The organism is Pseudomonas sp. S34 (assembly GCF_009866745.1).
GTDB lineage: Bacteria > Pseudomonadota > Gammaproteobacteria > Pseudomonadales > Pseudomonadaceae > Aquipseudomonas > Aquipseudomonas jessenii.
The window spans coordinates 4,206,265-4,225,860 of the sequence record NZ_CP019398.1 but is presented as its reverse complement, the minus strand read 5'-3'; the positions used below and the strand labels follow the sequence as shown (position 1 = coordinate 4,225,860).

Genomic DNA, 19,596 nt, shown 5'->3' with positions numbered 1-19,596 from the left:
GTTTGACCCCCATGAGCAAAAAACTCAGAGCGGCCATTATCGGCCCGGGCAACATCGGCACCGATCTGCTGATGAAAATGTGCCGATCGCAATGGATCGAGCCGGTGTGGATGGTTGGTGTCGACCCTGAATCCGAAGGCCTGAAACGTGCTCGGGAAATGGGCATCAAAACCACCGCCGGCGGTGTCGATGGCTTGCTGCCTCACGTCCTCGACGATGACATTCGCATTGCCTTCGATGCCACCTCGGCCTACGTGCATGCGGAAAACAGCCGCAAGCTCAACGAACTCGGGGTGATCATGATCGACCTCACGCCGGCGGCCATCGGTCCGTACTGCGTGCCGCCGGTCAACCTCAAGGAGCACGCGTCGAGCCTGGCGATGAACGTCAACATGGTCACCTGCGGTGGCCAGGCGACCATCCCGATGGTGGCGGCGGTGTCGCGGGTGCAGCCGGTGAGCTACGGCGAAATCGTCGCCACGGTCTCTTCCGGTTCGGTGGGCCCGGGCACGCGGCAGAACATCGACGAGTTCACCCGCACCACCGCTGGTGCGGTGGAGAAGATCGGCGGCGCCCGACGCGGCAAGGCGATCATCGTGATCAACCCGGCCGAGCCGCCGCTGATGATGCGCGACACCATCCATTGCCTGACCGATGACGAGCCGAACCAGGATGCAATCCGCACCTCGGTGCTGGAGATGGTCCGTGAAGTGCAGCGCTATGTGCCCGGCTACAAGCTGATCAACGGGCCGGTGTTCGACGGGCGCAAGGTGTCGATTTTCATCGAGGTCGAAGGCCTCGGCGATTTCCTGCCCAAGTCCGCCGGCAACCTCGACATCATGACCGCCGCCGGTTTGCGCACGGCCGAGATGTTCGCCGAAGAAGCCCACAAGGGCACCCTGCAATTGCCTGCCCGTTGAGTGGAGAATCGCTATGAATTTGCAAGATAAGAGCGTCCGTCTGCATGACATGAGTCTGCGCGACGGCATGCACGCCAAACAGCACCAGATCAGTATCGAACAAATGGTCTCGGTGGCCACCGGTCTCGATGCGGCCGGTGTGCCGCTGATCGAAATCACCCACGGCGATGGCCTGGGCGGTGCTTCGCTGAACTACGGTTTCCCGGCCCACAGCGACGAGGAATACTTCTCTGCGGTGATTCCGAAGATGAAACAGGCCAAGGTTTCGGCCCTGTTGTTGCCGGGGATCGGTACCCTCGACCACCTGAAAATGGCCCACGAACACGGCGTGTCGACCATTCGCGTCGCCACCCACTGCACCGAGGCGGACGTGTCCGGCCAGCACATCGGCATGTCGGCGAAGATGGGCCTGGACACCGTTGGCTTCCTGATGATGGCGCACATGGTCAGCCCGGAAAAACTGCTGGAGCAGGCGCGGTTGATGGAAAGCTACGGCGCCAATTGCATCTATTGCACTGACTCGGCCGGCTACATGCTGCCCGATGAAGTGACGCAAAAGATCGGGGCCCTGCGTGCGGGACTGAACGCCGGGACCGAAGTCGGTTTCCACGGCCACCACAACATGGGCATGGCCATCGCCAACTCCCTGGCTGCCATCGAGGCCGGTGCTGCACGGATCGACGGCTCGGTCGCGGGTCTTGGCGCGGGGGCGGGCAATACGCCGCTGGAAGTGTTCGTCGCGGTGCTGGAGCGCATGGGCGTCAACAGTGGCGTCGACCTGTACAAGATCATGGACGTGGCCGAAGACCTGGTGGTGCCGATGATGGACCAGCCGATCCGCCTCGACCGGGACGCACTGACACTCGGTTACGCCGGGGTCTACAGCTCGTTCCTGTTGTTCGCCAAGCGTGCCGAGCAGAAGTACGGCATCGCTGCTCGCGAACTGCTGGTGGAGCTGGGCCGACGCGGAACCGTGGGTGGCCAGGAAGACATGATCGAAGACCTGGCGCTGACCCTGTCGCGGGCCAGGGGTGTACTGCCGACCTGATTAATGCGGCAACGAAAAAACCACCGATCCGGTGGTTTTTTTATGGCCGGTGGAAACCGTGCTCAAGGCAGCAGATTGCGCACCACGGGCGGGTAGCAGTTGATGGCCGAGCTCGAACAGCTGAAGTAAGCCGTGGTCGGTCGGTAGGCTTCGTTCTTGAACAGCTGGCACAGACTGGTGGAAGCACCCGCACAGAGGATGATGAACAGAGCACAAGTCGTTTTGCGCATGATGAGTCTCGACACGGTTTTATTGTTGTAGAGACAGGTTATGGCGGTGGCGCGGGAGTCGCCTCGTCCGAATGGACTAGTTGATGACTTGAGAGCTGCGCAACCCCCCTGTGGGAGCGGGCTTGCTCGCGAAAGCGGAGTGTCAGGCGATGGAGATGTCGGCTGTGCCGGCCTCTTCGCGAGCAAGCCCGCTCCCACAGGTATTGTATGGTGTCAGACCCGTCGGGCGAGGGCGCCTATTGCCATGAACAGCGCCGCAATCGCCCTGGCCTCGTGGAGTTCACCGCGGGCCACCAGTTCGGGGATTTGCGCCAGCGGTACCCGCAGGCATTCCAGGGGTTCGGGTTCGTCGCCTTCGAGTTGGCAGGTGCTCAGTTGTTCGGCCAGTACGACTCGGTAGCGGTGGCACAAGTGCCCCGGTGCCAGGGTCAGCTCGCCCAGTTCAGTGAGGCGTTCGGCGCGCATTCCGACTTCTTCGCTCAGCTCGCGCTGCGCCGCCTGCAAGTAGTCTTCATTGGGCTCGGCGCCGCCCTTGGGCAGGCCGAGAATGGTTTTTTCCACACCGACCGCGTATTCGCGCACCAGCAGCACATGCTCTGGATCGGGCATCGCCACCAGCATCACCGAGCGATAACCGGTGCCGCGCAGGCGTTCGTAGACCCGCTGCTGGCCGTTGCTGAATTGCAGGTGCAGGGCTTCGATCTGAAAGTGGCCGCTTTGCGCCAGCAGTTCAGTCTTGAGGATGGTTGGGCAGTTGCGCATGGGGCAGTCCCCTGTTTGGGATAAAGACACTGTGCGCTGTGCAACGGGTGCCGCCATCGTCCAAGCGGACGAGGGCGGCAATGAGGGCTAGCCGAGGGTCGCCACGCTGCGCAGGATCAGGCGCACTAGCATGGTCTGGCGGGTCACGCCGGTCTTGGAGAAGGTCGAGCGCAGGTGTGCCCGCGAGGTGTTGCGGCTGATGCCCAGCTCCTCCGAGGCTTCGTCGAGGGTCAAGCCGTTGGCCAGCAACATCGCCAGCTGGGTTTCCGCCGGGGTGAAGTCGAACAGCGCGCGAACGATTTCCTGCGGTGCGGTGGATTGTTGTTCCGGGTCGCTGATGAAAATCACCACGGTCGGGCACTGCTTGCCTTCGCTCCAGTCGGTCAATGGCACCGAGCGCACGATGATCCCCAGGTCCGCTTTGCCGGACGGCCGTTGCACGCGCAGGGCTTCGACCACCGAGGGGTTGCTGCTTTTTTGCGACAGCAGCGACTGCTTGACCAGGCGACGGAACTCCTGGGTGTCCCGGGCCGTACCGACCTGCAGGCCATCGTTGACCAGTTTGATGCCGTCCTTTTCCTGGATCAGCCGGTCGGCGACCTGGTTGGTCTGCAGTACCTTGCCGGCCTCATCGAGGATGATCGTGCCGACCGCCATCTGGTTCACCGCGCCGGCGTACAGATTGCGTTCGGCTTCGATGCGGTTGAGCTGCATGTGGATCTTGATCGAACGTTCCAGGTGCGCAATGAAATGCGTGAGCATGGCCTTTTCTTCATTGCCGAACGGCTTGTCGTCACGCCCGCGACTGATGCGAATGCGGCACTGGGCGCCGTCGACGGTGTTGATGTCGGCACCGAGGATGTGGAACACGTCCACCGGTTCAAGGAAGTTCTTGTAGAACTCGGAATTCTGCCAGTCGTCGTTGGAGACGAACTCGGCGAGGGTCACCACCTGGCGGTTGGGCAGGTCGACAAACGGATCGAGGCTGAAAAAGTGTTTGTTGTACGACGCGGTCGCCTCGGTCGAGGTGCCGGTGGTGTTGACCATCAAGCCGTCCACGTGGGCGCTGGGCGGACGCAGGATGAAGGTCACGTACTTGCTGTTCAGATGCACATTGAGCTGATTGAGAAAAGTAGCCCAGGGAATGGTTTCCAGCGGACCCTGATAGAGGTTGCCGATCAAATCACTGAACGTATCGAGGCTGAGGCTCTGCTGCATAGGGAAAAACCGTTTTTATTATTAGCGTTGGCGGTGGCCGAGAATAAGCGCCGGTATCGACTCCTTGCAACGCTCGGGCTCAGGGCCTGACCGGCGGCTGCCGAACAGGCCCATGGCGGGCGAAAAGCCGCTGGCGTCAGACCCGTTCGCTGGCGCGCACGACAAACTTCTTGTGTTCGGCAACGTCCGCCGACAGCGCCTCGACGTCGGTGTAGAACTGCTCGTACCAACGGCGCAGCTGATAGACCGGACCGTCGCCGTCACACAACAGCGGGTTATCGACGCGGGTCTTGCTGTGCCAGATGGCCACGTCTTCGTAGAAGGCTGCCTGCGCCTGCGCCACGTAGGCCTTGGCCATCGCCTGGTTCTGCTCTTCGCTCAAGCCCGGGATCTTCTTCACCAGCACGCCGTAGCGCAGGGTGAAACTGTCGAGGTCGACCGGCACATGGCAGTTGAGCAGGATCGAGTGGATCGACTGGCCGTTCATGGCACCGTTCATCTCGGTGATCTGATAGGCCGGGCCGAAATAGGTGGCTTCGGTGGTCAGCACGCTGTCACCGGACAGGCGCTCACTGCGGGCGCGCATGATCTGGGTGGCCAGGTGGCCCTGGAAAATGTTGATGAACTCGTCGACCGGTGCGCCATGGACGGTGCCGAAGTGCGCCATATCGGCGATGTTGTCGATCAGTTCGCGGCAGTTGGTGTCAATCTGCAGCTCAGCGACTTCCCACGCCGCCCATTCGTCGCTGTAGCAGGCGTCGATGCGCGGAATGCGTTGTTCCGGCAGCGGGGGGTTGCCTTCGGGGTCATTCCAGACGAACAGCAACTGGTTCTCTTCCATGATCGGCCAGCTTTTGATCTTGGCCCGTGGCGGGATGCGCTTGGCGTAGGGGATGTCATCGCACACGCCATCGGCGCCCCAACGCCAGGCGTGGAACGGGCAGCGGATCGAGTTGCCTTCAACGCAACCGGTGCTCAGGTCGGCGCCCATGTGCGGGCAGTAGCCATCAAGAATATGCAGCTCGCCGTCTTCACCCTGGAACGCCACCAGACGGGTGCCGAACACCTCCAGGCGATGGGCCTTGCCGTCGCGGTATTGCGCGGCCAGGCCCAGGCAATGCCAGCCGCGGGCGTAGCGGTCTTCCAGCAGTTTGGCTTCGATGCGGTGCAGGGTACTCATCTTATTATTCTCCCAAGGGATCACGGGGTTGGCGCATGTAACGGATTCTGCCGCCCCTGTAAAAGCGGGCATCGTCTGAATGGACGATGGCTGCTTTAAGTAGGCCCGCTCTACTGGCGCCATTGGACCCATGGCAGGAGTTGGCGATGAGTAATGAACAAGGGCCGGTAGCGGTGATTACCGGGGCCGCCAGTGGTATTGGCCGTGGCCTGGCCGAACACGCGGCGACACTGGGCATGCGTCTGGTGCTGGCGGATCGGGATGCAGCGGGCCTGCAAGCCCTGTGCGACGAATTGAAGGCCGGCGGTGTGCAAGCGATTGCCTGCGTCACCGATGTCGGGGATGTGAAACAGGTCGAGCGCTTGCGTGACCGGGCTGTCGAGCACTTTGGCGGGGTCGACCTGCTGTTCAATAACGCCGGGGTGATGCAAACCGGCTTCAGCTGGGAAATCACCGAGGCGCAATGGCAGCGCATGCTGGACGTCAACCTCAACGGCGTTATCAACGGCATTCGCACCTTTGTGCCGTTGCTGCTCAGTCAGGGCAGGGCAGCTCATGTGATCAACACCGCGTCCCTTGCCGGGCTGGTCAGCAGTCCGCTGATGGCGCCGTACAACGTGACCAAGCAGGCGGTGGTCGCGCTCTCGGAAACCCTGCATTACGAACTCGCCATGATCGGTGCGCCGGTATCGGTTTCGGTGCTGTGCCCGGGGCCGGTGGCCAGTGAAATCATGGCGTCGAACCAGGTGGTGGACACTGCCGGGTCCGACTTCAGCCAACTGCTCGACAGCACCATTCGCCAGGGCATGACCCCGGCGGAACTGGCCGCGCAAGTGTTCGCCGCCATCGCGCAAAAACGCTTCTGGATCCTGCCCCACAAGGGTTTCAAGCCGGCCCTTGAGCGCCGGGTACAAAGCATCCTGGGCGAGACCAATCCGCAGTTTCAAATGGCCGACGTAGAGGACGATGCCCATGCCGCTCGATAAGCAGATCGCTGGGGTGCTCCAGCAATTTCGCGACATCCCCGAGCCCGATTTCAGCCAGGTCGATGCCGCTCAGTACCGGCAGTTCTCCGACAACCTGCTGCCGGCCATCCCCGGCGATCCGATGAGCGAAGTGCGCGACTTGCGGGTGGCCGGCGCGGACGGGGAACTGGACGCACGGCTGTACCGGCCATCGGAAGAACCCGACCTGCCGTTGCTGGTGTTTTTCCATGGTGGCGGGTTTGTCATGGGCAACCTCGATACCCACGACAATCTCTGTCGCTCGCTGGCCCGCCAGACCGAAGCGGTGGTGGTGTCGGTCGCCTACCGACTGGCGCCGGAAAGCAAGTTCCCCGCTGCGCCTCTCGATTGTTATGCGGCCACCTGCTGGCTGGTCGAGCACGCGGCTGAACTGCGCGTCGATGGCAGCCGGCTGGCTGTGGCCGGAGACAGCGCCGGGGGCAATCTGGCGCTGGCGGTCAGTCAGTTGGCGGCACGACGCCAAGGGCCGAAGATCAGCTATCAGTGCCTGTTTTACCCGGTCACCGATGCGGGTTGCGACTCTCAGTCCTTCGAAGACTTTGCCGAGAGCTACCTGCTTTCCGCCGCAATGATGCGCTGGTTCTGGCAGCAGTATTTGCAAGACGTCGGGCAGGCGGATGACCCATTGGCCTCGCCGTTGCGTGCCGAGAGCCTGGCGGGATTGCCGCCAACGACCCTGATGACTGCCGAATTCGACCCGTTGCGCGATGAGGGCGAGGCAATGGCCGAATGTCTGCGCGAGGCCGGCGTGCCTGTGCGCGTACAGCGTTGCGACGGCATGATCCATGGTTTTATCAGCATGGCGCCGTTTGTTGAAGGGGCGGCACATGCCCTGACTGATGCGGCGGCCGACCTGCGCGGGGCGCTCCAATGAACGGCCTGGCTTTCAACACGGTACCGCAACTGATCGAGGCCATCGGCGCCGGTCGGATGGTGGTGATCACCGACGACGAACACAACGGCGAAGGCTCGTTGCTGATGGCCGCCGAACAGGCCGGGGCCGAAGCCGTCACCTTCATGGCGGTGCAGGCACGCGGGCTGATTTGCCTGGCCCTGACCGAGCAGCGCTGTCGCGCGCTGGGCCTGGACCTGATGGTGCCCAACTCCCGGGCGCAACATGGCGTGGGTTTTACCCGCTCGATCGAAGCCGCCACCGGGGTGTCCACGGGTATCTCGGCGGCGGACCGGGCGCGGTCGATCCAGGTGGCGGTCGACCCGGCCAGCGTTCCGACGGACCTGGTGCAACCGGGGCATATCTTCCCGGTGCAAGCCTTGCCCGGTGGCGTGATGCAGCGGGCCGGACATGTCGAGGCCGCTTGCGACCTGACACGTCTGGCGGGGCTGCAACCGGCGGCAACCCTGGTGGGCATTCTCAACGAGGACGGCGAACTGGCCCGTGGTGCCGAATTGCATGAGTTCGCCCAACGTCATGGCTTGCGGATCGGCACCATTGCCGACCTGATTCACTACCGCATTCTGCATGAAGGCACAATCGAGCGCGGCGGCGAGTATCCGCTGCATACCCGCCACGGTGAGTTCCAGGTGACCACCTATCAGGACACCTACCAGGGCTCGCTGCACCTGGCGCTGGTCAAGGGCCGGATCGACAGCACGCAACCGGTGCTGGTGCGGGTGCAAAGCATCGAGACGTTGCGTGACGTGCTGGGGTGTGAAGGCGAAGGCGGGCCGCAACAGTGGACGCTGGAGCGTTCGCTGGCCAGTATCGCGGCGGCCGGTAGCGGTGTGCTGGTGCTGCTGGCGCAAAAGGAATCTGCCGAGGGCGTGCTTGAGCAACTGCGTCAGCGCAGCGGCGGCAAGCACCGGGCGCCACAGTTTCCGCAACGGACTTTGGGCATCGGCGCGCAGATCCTGCGCGACCAGAACGTACGCAAAATGCGCCTGATGAGTTCGCCGGTGCCGTACACCGCCGTGTCCGGGTTTGATCTGGAAGTGACGGAGTTTGTGCCGTTTCAGCCGGCAGTCTGAAGCCAACACCTAAACCTGTGGGAGCGAGCCTGCTCGCGAAGTCGGAGTGTCTGGCGACATTGATGTCGAAAGTGCCGGCCTCATCGCGAGCAGGCTCACTCCTACAGAAATTTCGGTGGTTTGTGGACTTTGCGTACAGCCACTGAACCTGTGGGAGCGGGCTTGCTCGCGAAGGCGGAGTGTCAGGTGACATTGATGTTGTATGTGCCGGCCTCTTCGCGAGCAAGCCCGCTCCCACAATGATCTGGGTAGTTCGCAGATTTTGCGTACAGCCACAGAACCTGTAGGAGCGAGCCTGCTCGCGATGGCGGTGTTTCAGACGATGACGCTTAAGGCTTCACACCCCGCAACATTTTCTTCGCCTGATCTTGCACCGCCTCTGGCGCGGTCATGTTGCCGTCGATCACGGTGATCACCGCGTGGCCTTGCCACAGTTGATAGGCATCGGCCTGTTGCTGGGCTTGGGTCGGTATCGAGGGGGCAGCCAGGTTGACGTGGACCACGCCGTCGGCGCCGCGCTGGGAGGTGAAGTTGACCCGATCCCAATTGCCGATCGGCGCAAAGCTCACGCCTTTGATTTCATCGGGTTTGAGGGGCGGGTAGTTGAGGTTCAGGCCGCTGACACCCGGCAGTCCGAGCACGTTCAAATCACACTGATGTTTGTTCCTGGCACAGGCCTGCTTGGCGTCTGTACCGGCCAGGCCCGCCTGTTCGATGACCTTCACGGCAAAGCGCGCCGTGTCGTCCATGGCGCCGAGGGTCTTGCGGTAGCCGGCCTGCTGGTCGCGGATGATCAGGTCCATGTCGATACCCGTGGACACCGCCACCGCCGGAATTCCCTTGAACATCGCGCGAACGGCGGCGTTGAGGGTGCCGGACATCTGCGTCAGCGGGCCGACGTTTTCGCCGAAGTTGCTGCCTGACACCACCAGGTCTGGCGGCGAATCCTTGAGGATCACGTCGAGGCCGACGTTGACCGCATCCACCGGCGTGCCGATGGCGGAGGTCTTGCCGGCGGGCGGGGTGTAGTCCTGCGGCGGCCCGACGCAAAATTTGCCTGGCGCCAGTTCGGTCACCGCCAGGGCCTGGCCGGGTACGACCACGCTGGCGGCGCTGATGCCGCTGCTGTCGTTCAACGGGCCGACCAGGGTGACCTTGTGCCCGGCGGCGGTCAGCGCCCGGTACATCGCATCGATGCCGGGCGCGCGGCAGCCATCGTCGTTGGTCAGCAGGATGTTCAGGGCGTTGGCTTGCATCGACAGGCCAACGCTGGCCATGGCGATGATGCCGGTGAGGAGTTTTTTCATGGCGAAGTCTTCCGTGGGCGCAGCGGATTTTACAAAGCACAACGCCCCGACCGAATGATTCGGTCGGGGCGCGGTGAGTTTAGCGGGTGCCGAGTTTGCGCAGGTTGCCAGGGGTGAATTCGTCTTCAGTGAAGGCGGTGGCGTTGAGCTTGGCCGGCTTTTGATCGATCAGCATGCGGTCAACCAGGTAAGAGCCGGCGATCAGGTCGTGGTAGATGCCGAGACGAGCGTGGTAGCGCTGCATCTCATAGGCGTAGATCGAGGTCTGCATGTTGGTGCGCCACAACTGGCCACGGCTGTCGTAGTTGTCGGCCATGGTCGCGGACCAGGTGTCCTCGTCCAGGTACAGCACGCGCTTGGCGTATACGTGGCGGGCACCTTCCTTGAGGTTGGCCTGCAACACCCAGACGCGATGTTTCTCGTAGCGCATGTACTGCGGATCGACGTGGCCGGTGGTGTCCAGGATCTGGTCGGCCGTTACGCTCGGGTCGTCGATCTTGTAGTTGTGGTACGGAATGTAGATTTCCTTCTTACCGACGATGGTCCAGTTGTAGCGGTCTGGCGCACCGTTGAACAAGCGGTCTTCGTCGTACACGCGAAAACCTCCCGCGCCGGTCGGCGAGTCATAACCCACGGTCGGTGCGCGACGAACCCGGCGTTGGCCCGGGCTGTATTGCCAGGCCTGGCGCGGGGAGGCGGTCGGATTGATGAACTCGTGACCGACCACGATCTCGCCTTTCTTGCGCACCGGTTCCAGGGTGGTGAGCAGGAAGTGGGTGGATACACCGTTCGCGGCCTCCAGGGTTTTGTCCGGGCTCGACCAGATCGAGAAGATCTTGTAGTTGACCTCTTCCAGCACCTTTTCCTTGTTGGAGTACACCACCGCCTGGCCGTAGTTGGCCTCTTCAGTGTTGGCGCGCCCCTGCAAGGTATGGTTGAACATCAACTCGCTGCCGTTCTTCGGGATCGGGAACGGCGAGGCACCCCAGGCGTTTTTGGTGTCGTTGTTGTCATTCTCGAGTTCGGCAGTGACGGCGTTTTTCTTGATCTGGTCTTCCAGGCGCTGATCAAGGCGGAAGTCGCGGTGGCTCGGGTAGACCGGGATCTTGAAGGTATCCGGGTATCGCTTGAACAGCGCCTTCTGGCCATCGGTCAGGTTGTCGGCGTACTTGTCCATATTCTTCGAATCGATCACGAACAGCGGTTTTTCCGCGGCGTACGGGTCCGGGTACGGCGTGCCGGGGCCGGCGTATTTGAGTCCTGGCGGCAGGCCGCGCCATTTGCCGGACCAGGCCGGGATGCTGCCGTCGGCGTTGCCGGCTTTTTCGGCGCCCATCGGGGTCAGGTCCTGGCCCAGGCGGGCGGCTTCTTCGGGGCTGACCTTGGCGTAGGCCAGGCCACTGCCGAGCAGGCCGACGGTCAGCGCAGTGCTCAATAATGTTTGGGTGAATCTGGACATGCTGTGCTCCTCCGACAGGGGAATCAGAACCGGTACTTGAAGTTGAGCGCGACGTTGTCGCGGTCGGCCAACGGGCTGTTGTTGGCGCTGCCGAGGTAGGCGTTGTAGCGGGCCTCGACGGTGAAGTTGCCCAGGTAGCGCCACGAGCTGCCGATGCTGGCGCGGTTATCGTTCTGGCCGGCGTTGATCGAGCCGACCATCGAGCTGTCGCCGTGGGCGGCGGCGCTGAAGGTGACAGGCACCGACATGTCCCATCCGCTGAACACGTCGTTGTAGTCAAAGTTCGCCTGCACCGTGTAGCCCCAGGCATCGCGGTCATAGACCAGGCTGTCGGTGCCCGGCAGCGCGAAACCAGGGGCCAGGGTCACTGGCTGCGACTCGTCGTTGCTGACCACGGTGTTGTAGACCAGCTCGCCGGTCAGGCTGGTGTTGTCGGCGAAGGAGGTCGGGCCGAGCACGTAGATCATCGACGTTTGCGCTTGTATGGTCTTGCCGCGCACGGGGCTGGAGAAACCGTTGTCGACCATCACTGGCGTGCCGTCTCGGTAGCTGACTTCACCGGCCCAGCTGACATCGCCCAGCACCGTGGCGAAACTCGCACCGAACAGGTCGATGTTGTCGAAGTAGCGCACCTGGTAGCGGCCCAGGTTCGTCGCAAAGTCCAGCGACGGCGTCTTGTCGTGATAGCGCGAGTAGAAGAGGCCGAACTCGGTGTTGTTCAGTGACTCGGCGGCGTAGGTGAAGGCCACACCGTACTGGCCGCTGTCGCTCGGCTTGTCGTCCTTGAGGCGGGTGACGAAACCGGAAGCGTCGTTGAAGCCGCCCTCGTCGATGAAGTCGGTGGTGGAGAAGTAACTACCCACGCCGAACAGCTCGGTTTTCTCCCACTTGTATTGGTAGTAGGCCTGGATACCCAGGCTTTCGGTCAGGGCGAACTGGGTGAACAGTTGGCCGACCGGCAGCAGGATTTCCTTGACCTCGACGCCCGGGGTGGTCGCCTTGGTCGCGTCCACCGGGCTCTGGGCCGCGGAAATACCCGGATAGAACAGACTTTCACCCCAGCTCACCACCTGATTACCCAGGCGCGCGTTGAGGGCATGGCCGCTCACATCCCAGGTGCCATAGGCGTAGTAATCGAGCATGCGCAATTCATTGCGGTGCTGGTCGATGGTGTCCTGGGAGAAACGGTCGGGCTTGCCGCAATGGCCGCCGGCGAAGCAGTTGGAAGTGCCGGTGGTGTTGTCGTTGTCCTGATCGTAGACGTTGTCGTAGAAGCCCGTCGCCCGGACGAACACGCCGTAGTCGTCTTGCCACTTGATGTTGGCTTCGGTGAGAAAGCCGCTGCGGTTGTTGATCAGGCTGCCTTTGTCGAACGCGTTGTCGCCGTCGTTGCCGTTGGCATTGGCGGTCAGCTTGTGATCGCGAGACTCGGTCCGCCAGGCGAGGCTGTAGGTCAGTGTGGTGTCCCAGTCGATGCTCAAGTCTTCGCTTGGCTGAAAGCTCATGGCGTTAACGTGAGCGCTAAGTCCACCAGCCAGCATCAATAGAACAAGCTGTGTGCGAGGGTGCTGTGTTGGTGGGGCGATTATTGTTTTTATCATGTCGTCCTCATGGCCCAGGTCAGACCTGCCCGACCTGCATTTCAGGGGAGTGATTGGTGCTGTGGGCGACTATGGAGTCACGACTTGCGCGCAACATCGTCCAAGCGGACTAAGCGATTTGTACGGGGCGGGCGCAGTCCCGGCCTTAGTCTTATCGGACGATGAACACCCGGCGCACGGGGCGAACAATCCCGAGACCGACTGCACCGGGCGAAGATCCGGCGGTGGCGGTTTCTGCCTGATGGGCGCTGAACAAGGGTGATCGCATGAACGCTGCCGGGATCAAATGGGACGAGTGCTGTGATGTGTTGGTGATTGGCTCGGGAGCCGGGGGCATGACCGCAGCGCTGCGCGCCCACGACCTGGGCCTGAATACGTTGCTGATCGAAAAGAGCGGCGAGTACGGCGGCACCTCGGCGGTGTCCGGCGGCGGCATCTGGATCCCCAACAATCACCGGATCAACGCCATCGGCGGCAGTGATTCGGCGGCCGAAGCGATTGCCTACATCCGCGCCGTGACCCATGGCGAGATCGACGATGGGCGCATCGAAGCCTATGTCGAACACGGCCGGGAGATGGTCGAGTACCTGGAACAACACACCCGCGTGCGCTTCGAGGCGCAACCGCGCTACGCCGATTACTACCCGGAAGTCGAGGGCGGAAAACCGGGCTATCGTTCGATGGATCCGCAACCGTTCGATGCCGCCGAACTCGGCGAAGAATTTTTGCGCATGCGCGCACCGTCCCCCGGCACCCTGATGATGGGGCGCATGGCGATGACCATGAAAGAGGCGCAAGTGCTGCTGTGCCGTGGCCCCGGCTGGTTGCGCCTGACCCTGCGGGTGATGTGGCGCTATTGGCGTGATCGCGAGGGGCGGCGTTTATCCCGTCGCGACCGTTTCCTGACCCTGGGCAATGCCTTGATCGGTGCCTTGCGCTGTTCGTTGCAGGATCGCGGCAAGTCGCTGTGGCTCAACTGTGCATTCGAAGAGCTGCTGCTGGTCGGCGACCGGGTCGGCGGGGCACGGGTCAATCGCAACGGTCAGTTGCTCAACGTCAAGGCGCGCTACGGGGTGATCATCGCCGCCGGTGGTTTCGAGCGTAACCAGGCGATGCGCGAGCAGTACCTGCCGCAGCCGTCCCGGGCCAACTGGAGTGCCACGCCACCCAACAATACCGGCGACGGTATTCGCGCCGGCCAGGCCATCGGTGCTCGGACCGCGTTGATGGAGCACAGCTGGTGGGCGCCTACCACTTACGTCAAGGGTGAAGAAAAACAGCGGGCGCTGTTCGTTGAACGCACCTTGCCGGGGTGCGTGATGGTCAACGCGGCGGGGGAGCGTTTCGTCAACGAAGCCGCGCCCTATACCGATATCGTTTACGCGATGTACGCCAACAACCGCGAAGGTGCCGCGAGCGTGCCGTGCTGGATGGTGTTCGACGCCGAGTTCCGCCGCAAATACCCGTGCGGCGCCTTGCTGCCGGGCTATGCCCAGCGCGATTGGCAATTGCCCGAGCATTTGCGTGATTACTTCCACAAGGCGTCGAGCCTGGAAGAACTGGCGATGAAAATCGGCGTCGACGCTGGCGGGCTGATGCGCACCGTGCAGCGTTTCAACGGCATGGCCGTGCAGGGCGTCGACGAGGATTTCCACAAGGGCGAATCACTGTTCGATCGCTACTACGGCGACCCAAACGTGCAACCCAATCCGTGCCTGGCGCCGTTGCTCAAAGGGCCGTTCTACGCCGTGCGCATCGACGCCGGCGACATCGGCACCAAGGGTGGCCTGCTGACCGACGTGCACGCCCGCGTGTTGCATGAAGACGGCGAACCGATCAACGGTCTGTACGCCATCGGCAACAGCGCCGCCTCGATGATGGGCCGCACCTATCCGGGTGCCGGTTCGACCATCGGCCCGGCCATGACCTTCGGTTACCTGGCCGCCAATCACATCAAGCGCCAGAGCGAAACCGCTTCGGCGAAAACCTTGTTCGGGAGTGTCGAATGAACAACCAGCGTCCACAGATCGCCGTAGTGACCGGCGCCAGTCGCGGAGTCGGGCAGGGCATTGCCCTGGCCCTTGGAGCGGCGGGCATGACGGTGTATGTCACCGGTCGCGCCCCGGCAAAGGGCGGGTCGAATTTGTACGGGCATGCCTTGCGCGGCTCGCTGGAGGACACCGCCGCCGCGATCACCGACGCCGGTGGGCGCGGTATCGCGGTGGTCTGTGATCACGCCGATGACGCGCAGGTTCAGGCGCTGTTTACCCGTGTGGAAAATGAGTGCGGGTATCTGGATCTGCTGGTGAACAACGCCGCGTTCATCCATGACCAGTTGATCGAGCCAGGACCGTTCTGGGCTAAATCGCTGGACCTGGTGCGCATTCTCGACGTCGGTCTGCGCTCGGCCTACATCGCCAGCTTCTACGCCGCGCCGCTGTTGCTCAAAAGTGCACAAGGGCTGATTTGCTTCACTTCGTCGTTCGGTGCCGGGTGCTACATGCATGGCCCGGCGTACGGCGCGCAAAAGGCCGGCGTCGACAAGCTGGCGGCGGACATGGCGATCGATTTCGAAGGGCAGGGCGTGGCGGCATTGTCGCTGTGGCTCGGCCCGCAACTGACCGAACGTACGAAGATTGCCGGCGAACAGCATGGCGAGCAGTACCAGGCGTTTCTGGCCCACGCCGAAACCCCGCAATTCAACGGGCGGGTGATTCATGCCTTGCTCAATGATCCGCAGTTGATGGCGTTGTCCGGGCAGACCCTGATCACCGCCGAAATCGCCCCTGGCTACGGCATCAGCGAAGCCGAAGGCCGCCAGCCGCCGTCCCACCGCGCCATGCTCGGCGACCCGCGCCAGCAGCATCCGGCGCGGGTGGTTTAACTCGGTACCAGGTAAAAACACAAAACCCTGTGGGAGCGGGCTTGCTCGCGAAAGCGGTATGTCAGTCAACAATAATGTTGAGGCTGATGACCCCTTCGCGAGCAAGCCCGCTCCCACAGTTGAGCTGTGTCGGACGCGAAATTTGTGTACATCCCCGAACACTGTAGGAGCGAGCCTGCTCGCGATGGTCTATCAGTTGCATTGATGTCGACTGACACACCATCGCGAGCAGGCTCGCTCCTACAGGGATTGTGTTTAGTCGACTGGCTGCAGCGCCCACTCGCGCAACACATTCTTGGTCACTTTCCCCGCCGCATTGATCGGCATCTTCTCCAGCACCTGCACCCGACGCGGAACCTTGTAGTTGGCCATCTGCTCACGGCACCAGGCGAGGAATCGGGTCTGCTCGATTTCCATACCTGGAGCAGGCAGCAGAAACGCCATCGCCACTTCACCCAAGCGTTCGTCGGGAATCCCGATCACCGCTGCCTGGGCCACGCCCGGATAGGTCAGCAAACACTGTTCGATCTCCGCCGGGTACACATTGAAGCCACCGGTGATGAACATGTCCTTGAGGCGGTCGGTGATGCGCAGGTAACCCTGTTCGTCGAGCATGCCGATGTCGCCGGTGTGCAGCCAGCCGTCGGCGTCGAGAATTTCCTGGCTGGCTTCGGGGTTGTTGAGATAGCCCTGCATCAGGTTGTAGCCGCGAATCTGCACTTCACCGGGAATGTTGGCCGGCTGGCTGCGACCGCTGCTACCGACACAGCGCACTTGCACCCCCGGCATCGCCCGGCCACTGGTGTTGGCGACCAGTTCCGCCGAGTCGCCGGACCGGCAGATCGTGGCGAACCCACAGACTTCCGTCAGGCCATACGCGGTGACGATGGTGGCAAAGCCCAGTTCGTCGCGCATGCGGTGGATCATCTCCACCGGAATCGCTGCCGCCCCGGTCACCGCAACGCGCAAGGAGCTCAGGTCGAATTCGTTGCGTTGCGGATGGGCAAGCAACGACTGATACAGCGTCGGTGGCCCGGGCAACACGGTGATGCGTTCGCGCTGCACGCATTCGAGCACGGCCTGCACGTCGAACACCTGCTGCGGCAGGAGGGTGCAGCCACGCATCAGCGCTGCCAGCCAGCCGGCCTTGTAGCCGAAGGAGTGGAAGAACGGATTGACGATCAGGTAGCGATCGCTCTCGCGCAAACCGACGATATCGCTCCAGTCGCGCACGATTCGCAGGTTCTGGCCGTGGCTGGTCATCACGCCTTTGGGTTTACCAGTGGTGCCCGAGGTGAACAACACGTCGGACAAGGCCTGCGGACCAACGCTCTGTTCGCGGGTGCGCAGGGCCAGTTGCGGCACATCGGCCGCCAGATCCATAAACCGCTCCCAGGCCAGGGTGCCCGAATTGGCACCACGCACGCTGACGATGTGGCGCAGGGCTGGCAGGTCTTCCGATGTCAGCATGCCGGGGTAGTCCGTGCCGAGGAATTCGCCGATGGCAAACAGTACGCAGGCGCCGCTTTCGCGCAGGATGTAGCCGGCCTCGCTGCCCTTCATCCGGGTATTGAGCGGCACCAGGGCGGCACCGACACTTTGCAGGGCGCCAGCCGCAACGATCCACTCCCACACGTTCGGCGCCCAGATCGCCACGCGGTCCCCGATCTGTACGTCGAGGGCCAGCAGTGCGCGGGCAGCCTGGCGGCGCAGTTGGTCCAGTTGTCGGTAGCTGATGATGTGGCCCGCGTCCTCGATGGCCGGGCGGTCGCCGTAGGCCTGGGCCGCGTTGGCGAACAGTTGAGCGATGGTCAGTGCGGTGGCGACAGGCGGCATGGGGCCTCCCCGGTTAGAAGACAAGAACGAAAAAGGGAGTAGGCCGGGCAGGGCGCCCGGCCGGATTGCGAATTACTGGGCGGGCGGGGCGAAACGGCGACCGGCGGAGAAACCACCGTCCACGGCGATCATCTGGCCGCTGACAAAGGAGGCTTCGTCGGACGCCAGGAACAGCGCAACGTTGGCCACTTCTTCCGGTTGTCCGGAGCGGCTGAGCATGTGCTGCGAGGCGAAGAAGGCGTGGAAGGCGTCATTGTCACGGACCATGCTGGTCATCGGCGTTTCGATCAGGCCGGGGCACAGACCGTTGACGCGAATGTTGGCGTAGCCGTAGTCGATGGCCATCGAGCGGGTCAGCTGGTTGATGCCGCCCTTGGACACGTTATAGGCCACGTTGCCGTCGCAGCCTTGCAGGCCGAAGATCGAACCGACGTTGATGATCGAGCCATTGCGTTGTTCAACCATCGACGCCAGTGCGTATTTGCTGGTGAGCATGCTACCGGTCAGGTTGATGTCCATCACCCGTTGCCAGTTGGCGGTGGTGGTCTGGGTCACACTGCCCTGGTCGGCGACGCCGGCGGCGTTGACCAGTACGTCGATGCGCCCGAAGCGGCTGATGACTTCTTGCATGACCTGCTGTACCTGCGCTTCGTCGCGCACGTCCAGGGTCATGAACAGGCCGGGAAAGTCTGCCGGTGCGCTGCCGATGTCCAGCCCAATCACTTGCGCGCCTTCGGCCGAGAAACGGCGCACGCAGGCCAGACCGATACCCGAAGCGCCGCCGGTGACCACCGCGACCTTATTCTGCAAACGAGCCATAACTGCACCTCTTTATTGTTGTGGGCTAATGCTGTGGTCGAGTCTAACCGCAGACCGGGCCCGAGTGATCGTCCGTTGAGACTAAGCAACAGATCCCCCGGCGTGCACAATTCAACTGTGGGAGCGGGCTTGTTCGCGAAGGGGGCGGCAAACTTGACATCATCGTTGTCTGACACACCGCCTTCGCGAGCAAGCCCGCTCCCACAATTGACCGCATTCCCCCGTAGGAGCGTAACCTCAATCCGGGAATTTAAGGCGCACGCGGGCACCGGTCGGTCGGCTCTGGCAGGCCAGCGTCCAGCCGTCGGCGAGCTCCTTGGGGGTCAGCACGTCGTTGCGGGCCAGTTGGGTCTGGCCTTCCTGGACCACGCACATACAGGCCCCGCAAAAACCTTCTTCACAGGACGACGGCACATCCAGGCCGGCGGCCTTGCAACTTTGCAGCAGGGTGTCGCCGGGTTTGCAGGCAATTTCGTGTTGCCGACCATCGAGCTCGACGATCAGTGCTTCGCATTGCGAATCCATGGCCGCAGCCCGTGCCACGGCCTCTTCGGCCAGCAGTTCATCGGGGTCCGGCGGCGAGACGAAGCGTTCGACATGGATCCGCTCGGCCGCTTCGCCCACTGCCAGCAGCGTGCGCTCCACGGTGTCCATGAACGGTCCAGGCCCACAGATGAAGTAGTCGCCGCCGGCCGATCCGCGCAGCAGATGACGGACCTGATGGTCCGTCAAAAAACCCTGCACCGAATCGAGGACGTGCACCACGTGCAGTTGATCAGGATGCGCCTTGATCAACTGGCACAGCTCGTCCTTGAAAATCACCGACGCCTCATCGCGGTTGGCGTAGATCAACTTGATCGGTCGCCGACTGCTGTGCAGCACCGATTTGAGAATGGAGAACACCGGGGTGATGCCCGAGCCGCCCCCGAACAAGACCAGGGGCTTTTCAGTGTCCGCCTGCGGGTCCAGGCAGAAATGCCCGGCCGGTGGCAGCACTTCCAGCCAGTCGCCGACCTGCACTTCGTTCATCCAGTTCGACACCCGGCCACCGTCGACCCGTTTCACCGTGACCTTGGGCAGCGCGTCCGCGAGGGGCGAGCTGGCCATGGAGTAGCAGCGGGTCAACAGTTTGCCGGCCAAGGGCACGCGAAAACTCAGGAACTGGCCCGGTTTGTAGCGAAAGCGCTCACGCAGGGTTGGCGGTACGTCCAGCACCAGCGAGCGCGCATCCAGGGTCTCGTCGATCACCGCGCACACTTGCAATGAAACGCTTGCCGTCGTGTGTTCGGCCGGGGTCAGGTTCTGTTGTTGCGTGCCCATG

At 62.7% G+C, this 19,596-nt stretch carries 17 protein-coding genes; 7 read left to right on the top strand and 10 right to left on the bottom strand.

Annotated features, from left to right (window positions below; all coding sequences use genetic code 11):
• Nucleotides 1-11 precede the first annotated feature (11 nt).
• On the top strand, nt 12-920 hold the full coding sequence (locus tag PspS34_RS18800) for an acetaldehyde dehydrogenase (acetylating) (protein ID WP_090456759.1): 909 nt from the start codon (nt 12-14) through the stop codon (nt 918-920).
• A gap of 13 nt (nt 921-933) precedes the next feature.
• Nucleotides 934-1,968 (top strand): 4-hydroxy-2-oxovalerate aldolase, encoded by a 1,035-nt coding sequence (dmpG, locus tag PspS34_RS18795; protein WP_154861407.1) that lies wholly within the window; start codon nt 934-936, stop codon nt 1,966-1,968.
• Nucleotides 1,969-2,030: 62 nt separating this feature from the next.
• Here the strand turns inward: dmpG and PspS34_RS28330 are convergent, their stop codons facing one another.
• The 4 genes from PspS34_RS28330 to PspS34_RS18780 form a co-directional block, all read right to left on the bottom strand.
• On the bottom strand, nt 2,031-2,198 hold the full coding sequence (locus tag PspS34_RS28330) for a hypothetical protein (RefSeq protein WP_167362873.1): 168 nt from the start codon (nt 2,196-2,198) through the stop codon (nt 2,031-2,033).
• Between the two features lie 213 nt (nt 2,199-2,411).
• Nucleotides 2,412-2,960 carry an ADP compounds hydrolase NudE gene (gene nudE / locus PspS34_RS18790; RefSeq protein WP_159390275.1) on the bottom strand — a complete coding sequence of 183 codons (549 nt, stop codon included), beginning with the start codon at nt 2,958-2,960 and terminating at the stop codon, nt 2,412-2,414.
• A gap of 87 nt (nt 2,961-3,047) precedes the next feature.
• Nucleotides 3,048-4,178: a LuxR C-terminal-related transcriptional regulator gene (locus PspS34_RS18785; RefSeq protein ID WP_057714053.1), complete on the bottom strand. Its 1,131-nt coding sequence runs from the start codon at nt 4,176-4,178 to the stop codon at nt 3,048-3,050.
• A gap of 136 nt (nt 4,179-4,314) precedes the next feature.
• Complete coding sequence (locus tag PspS34_RS18780; RefSeq protein ID WP_154947795.1) at nt 4,315-5,358, bottom strand: Rieske 2Fe-2S domain-containing protein; 1,044 nt, start codon at nt 5,356-5,358, stop codon at nt 4,315-4,317.
• 146 nt (nt 5,359-5,504) lie between these two features.
• On the opposite strand from PspS34_RS18780, the gene PspS34_RS18775 reads away from it, so the two are divergent.
• The 3 genes from PspS34_RS18775 to PspS34_RS18765 are packed head-to-tail and all read left to right on the top strand — an operon-like array spanning nt 5,505 to nt 8,369.
• The gene (locus PspS34_RS18775; protein WP_154947794.1) at nt 5,505-6,344 is read left to right on the top strand and encodes an SDR family NAD(P)-dependent oxidoreductase; all 840 of its coding nucleotides are present in this window, start codon (nt 5,505-5,507) and stop codon (nt 6,342-6,344) included.
• Complete coding sequence (locus tag PspS34_RS18770) at nt 6,331-7,257, top strand: alpha/beta hydrolase (RefSeq protein ID WP_154947793.1); 927 nt, start codon at nt 6,331-6,333, stop codon at nt 7,255-7,257. Before PspS34_RS18775 ends, PspS34_RS18770 begins: the two co-directional genes overlap by 14 nt.
• Nucleotides 7,254-8,369, top strand: coding sequence for a 3,4-dihydroxy-2-butanone-4-phosphate synthase (locus PspS34_RS18765; RefSeq protein ID WP_154947792.1), 1,116 nt, complete (start codon nt 7,254-7,256; stop codon nt 8,367-8,369). Before PspS34_RS18770 ends, PspS34_RS18765 begins: the two co-directional genes overlap by 4 nt.
• 329 nt (nt 8,370-8,698) lie before the next feature.
• Here PspS34_RS18765 and PspS34_RS18760 read toward each other — a convergent pair whose 3' ends face one another.
• From PspS34_RS18760 to PspS34_RS18750, 3 genes are all read right to left on the bottom strand, one after another.
• Nucleotides 8,699-9,676 (bottom strand): 5'/3'-nucleotidase SurE, encoded by a 978-nt coding sequence (locus PspS34_RS18760; RefSeq protein ID WP_154947791.1) that lies wholly within the window; start codon nt 9,674-9,676, stop codon nt 8,699-8,701.
• Between the two features lie 79 nt (nt 9,677-9,755).
• Nucleotides 9,756-11,135 (bottom strand): DUF1329 domain-containing protein, encoded by a 1,380-nt coding sequence (locus tag PspS34_RS18755; protein WP_057714060.1) that lies wholly within the window; start codon nt 11,133-11,135, stop codon nt 9,756-9,758.
• Between the two features lie 23 nt (nt 11,136-11,158).
• Nucleotides 11,159-12,676 (bottom strand): DUF1302 family protein, encoded by a 1,518-nt coding sequence (locus PspS34_RS18750; RefSeq protein WP_317849205.1) that lies wholly within the window; start codon nt 12,674-12,676, stop codon nt 11,159-11,161.
• Nucleotides 12,677-13,002: 326 nt separating this feature from the next.
• Between PspS34_RS18750 and PspS34_RS18745 the strand changes: the two genes are divergently transcribed.
• Nucleotides 13,003-14,745, top strand: coding sequence for an FAD-dependent oxidoreductase (locus PspS34_RS18745; RefSeq protein WP_154947789.1), 1,743 nt, complete (start codon nt 13,003-13,005; stop codon nt 14,743-14,745).
• Entirely contained in the window at nt 14,742-15,620 is an 879-nt protein-coding gene (locus tag PspS34_RS18740; RefSeq protein ID WP_154947788.1) for an SDR family NAD(P)-dependent oxidoreductase, read from the top strand. The genes PspS34_RS18745 and PspS34_RS18740 overlap by 4 nt, the downstream gene beginning before the upstream one ends.
• A gap of 255 nt (nt 15,621-15,875) precedes the next feature.
• Here PspS34_RS18740 and PspS34_RS18735 read toward each other — a convergent pair whose 3' ends face one another.
• From PspS34_RS18735 to PspS34_RS18725, 3 genes are all read right to left on the bottom strand, one after another.
• Complete coding sequence (locus PspS34_RS18735; RefSeq protein WP_154947786.1) at nt 15,876-17,456, bottom strand: FadD3 family acyl-CoA ligase; 1,581 nt, start codon at nt 17,454-17,456, stop codon at nt 15,876-15,878.
• Between the two features lie 72 nt (nt 17,457-17,528).
• Entirely contained in the window at nt 17,529-18,275 is a 747-nt protein-coding gene (locus tag PspS34_RS18730; RefSeq protein ID WP_090456739.1) for an SDR family oxidoreductase, read from the bottom strand.
• Between the two features lie 237 nt (nt 18,276-18,512).
• Entirely contained in the window at nt 18,513-19,595 is a 1,083-nt protein-coding gene (locus PspS34_RS18725; protein ID WP_154947785.1) for a ferredoxin--NADP reductase, read from the bottom strand.
• Between the last annotated feature and the right edge of the window lies 1 nt (nt 19,596).

What these genes read in the sequence shown, in the direction of transcription:
- PspS34_RS18800 (WP_090456759.1), top strand. Translation starts at nt 12, where the DNA reads ATGAGCAAAAAACTCAGAGCGGCCATTATCGGCCCGGGCAACATCGGC.
- dmpG (WP_154861407.1), top strand. Translation starts at nt 934, where the DNA reads ATGAATTTGCAAGATAAGAGCGTCCGTCTGCATGACATGAGTCTGCGC.
- PspS34_RS28330 (WP_167362873.1), bottom strand. Translation starts at nt 2,198, where the DNA reads ATGCGCAAAACGACTTGTGCTCTGTTCATCATCCTCTGTGCGGGTGCT.
- nudE (WP_159390275.1), bottom strand. Translation starts at nt 2,960, where the DNA reads ATGCGCAACTGCCCAACCATCCTCAAGACTGAACTGCTGGCGCAAAGC.
- PspS34_RS18785 (WP_057714053.1), bottom strand. Translation starts at nt 4,178, where the DNA reads ATGCAGCAGAGCCTCAGCCTCGATACGTTCAGTGATTTGATCGGCAAC.
- PspS34_RS18780 (WP_154947795.1), bottom strand. Translation starts at nt 5,358, where the DNA reads ATGAGTACCCTGCACCGCATCGAAGCCAAACTGCTGGAAGACCGCTAC.
- PspS34_RS18775 (WP_154947794.1), top strand. Translation starts at nt 5,505, where the DNA reads ATGAGTAATGAACAAGGGCCGGTAGCGGTGATTACCGGGGCCGCCAGT.
- PspS34_RS18770 (WP_154947793.1), top strand. Translation starts at nt 6,331, where the DNA reads ATGCCGCTCGATAAGCAGATCGCTGGGGTGCTCCAGCAATTTCGCGAC.
- PspS34_RS18765 (WP_154947792.1), top strand. Translation starts at nt 7,254, where the DNA reads ATGAACGGCCTGGCTTTCAACACGGTACCGCAACTGATCGAGGCCATC.
- PspS34_RS18760 (WP_154947791.1), bottom strand. Translation starts at nt 9,676, where the DNA reads ATGAAAAAACTCCTCACCGGCATCATCGCCATGGCCAGCGTTGGCCTG.
- PspS34_RS18755 (WP_057714060.1), bottom strand. Translation starts at nt 11,135, where the DNA reads ATGTCCAGATTCACCCAAACATTATTGAGCACTGCGCTGACCGTCGGC.
- PspS34_RS18750 (WP_317849205.1), bottom strand. Translation starts at nt 12,676, where the DNA reads ATGCTGGCTGGTGGACTTAGCGCTCACGTTAACGCCATGAGCTTTCAG.
- PspS34_RS18745 (WP_154947789.1), top strand. Translation starts at nt 13,003, where the DNA reads ATGAACGCTGCCGGGATCAAATGGGACGAGTGCTGTGATGTGTTGGTG.
- PspS34_RS18740 (WP_154947788.1), top strand. Translation starts at nt 14,742, where the DNA reads ATGAACAACCAGCGTCCACAGATCGCCGTAGTGACCGGCGCCAGTCGC.
- PspS34_RS18735 (WP_154947786.1), bottom strand. Translation starts at nt 17,456, where the DNA reads ATGCCGCCTGTCGCCACCGCACTGACCATCGCTCAACTGTTCGCCAAC.
- PspS34_RS18730 (WP_090456739.1), bottom strand. Translation starts at nt 18,275, where the DNA reads ATGGCTCGTTTGCAGAATAAGGTCGCGGTGGTCACCGGCGGCGCTTCG.
- PspS34_RS18725 (WP_154947785.1), bottom strand. Translation starts at nt 19,595, where the DNA reads ATGGGCACGCAACAACAGAACCTGACCCCGGCCGAACACACGACGGCA.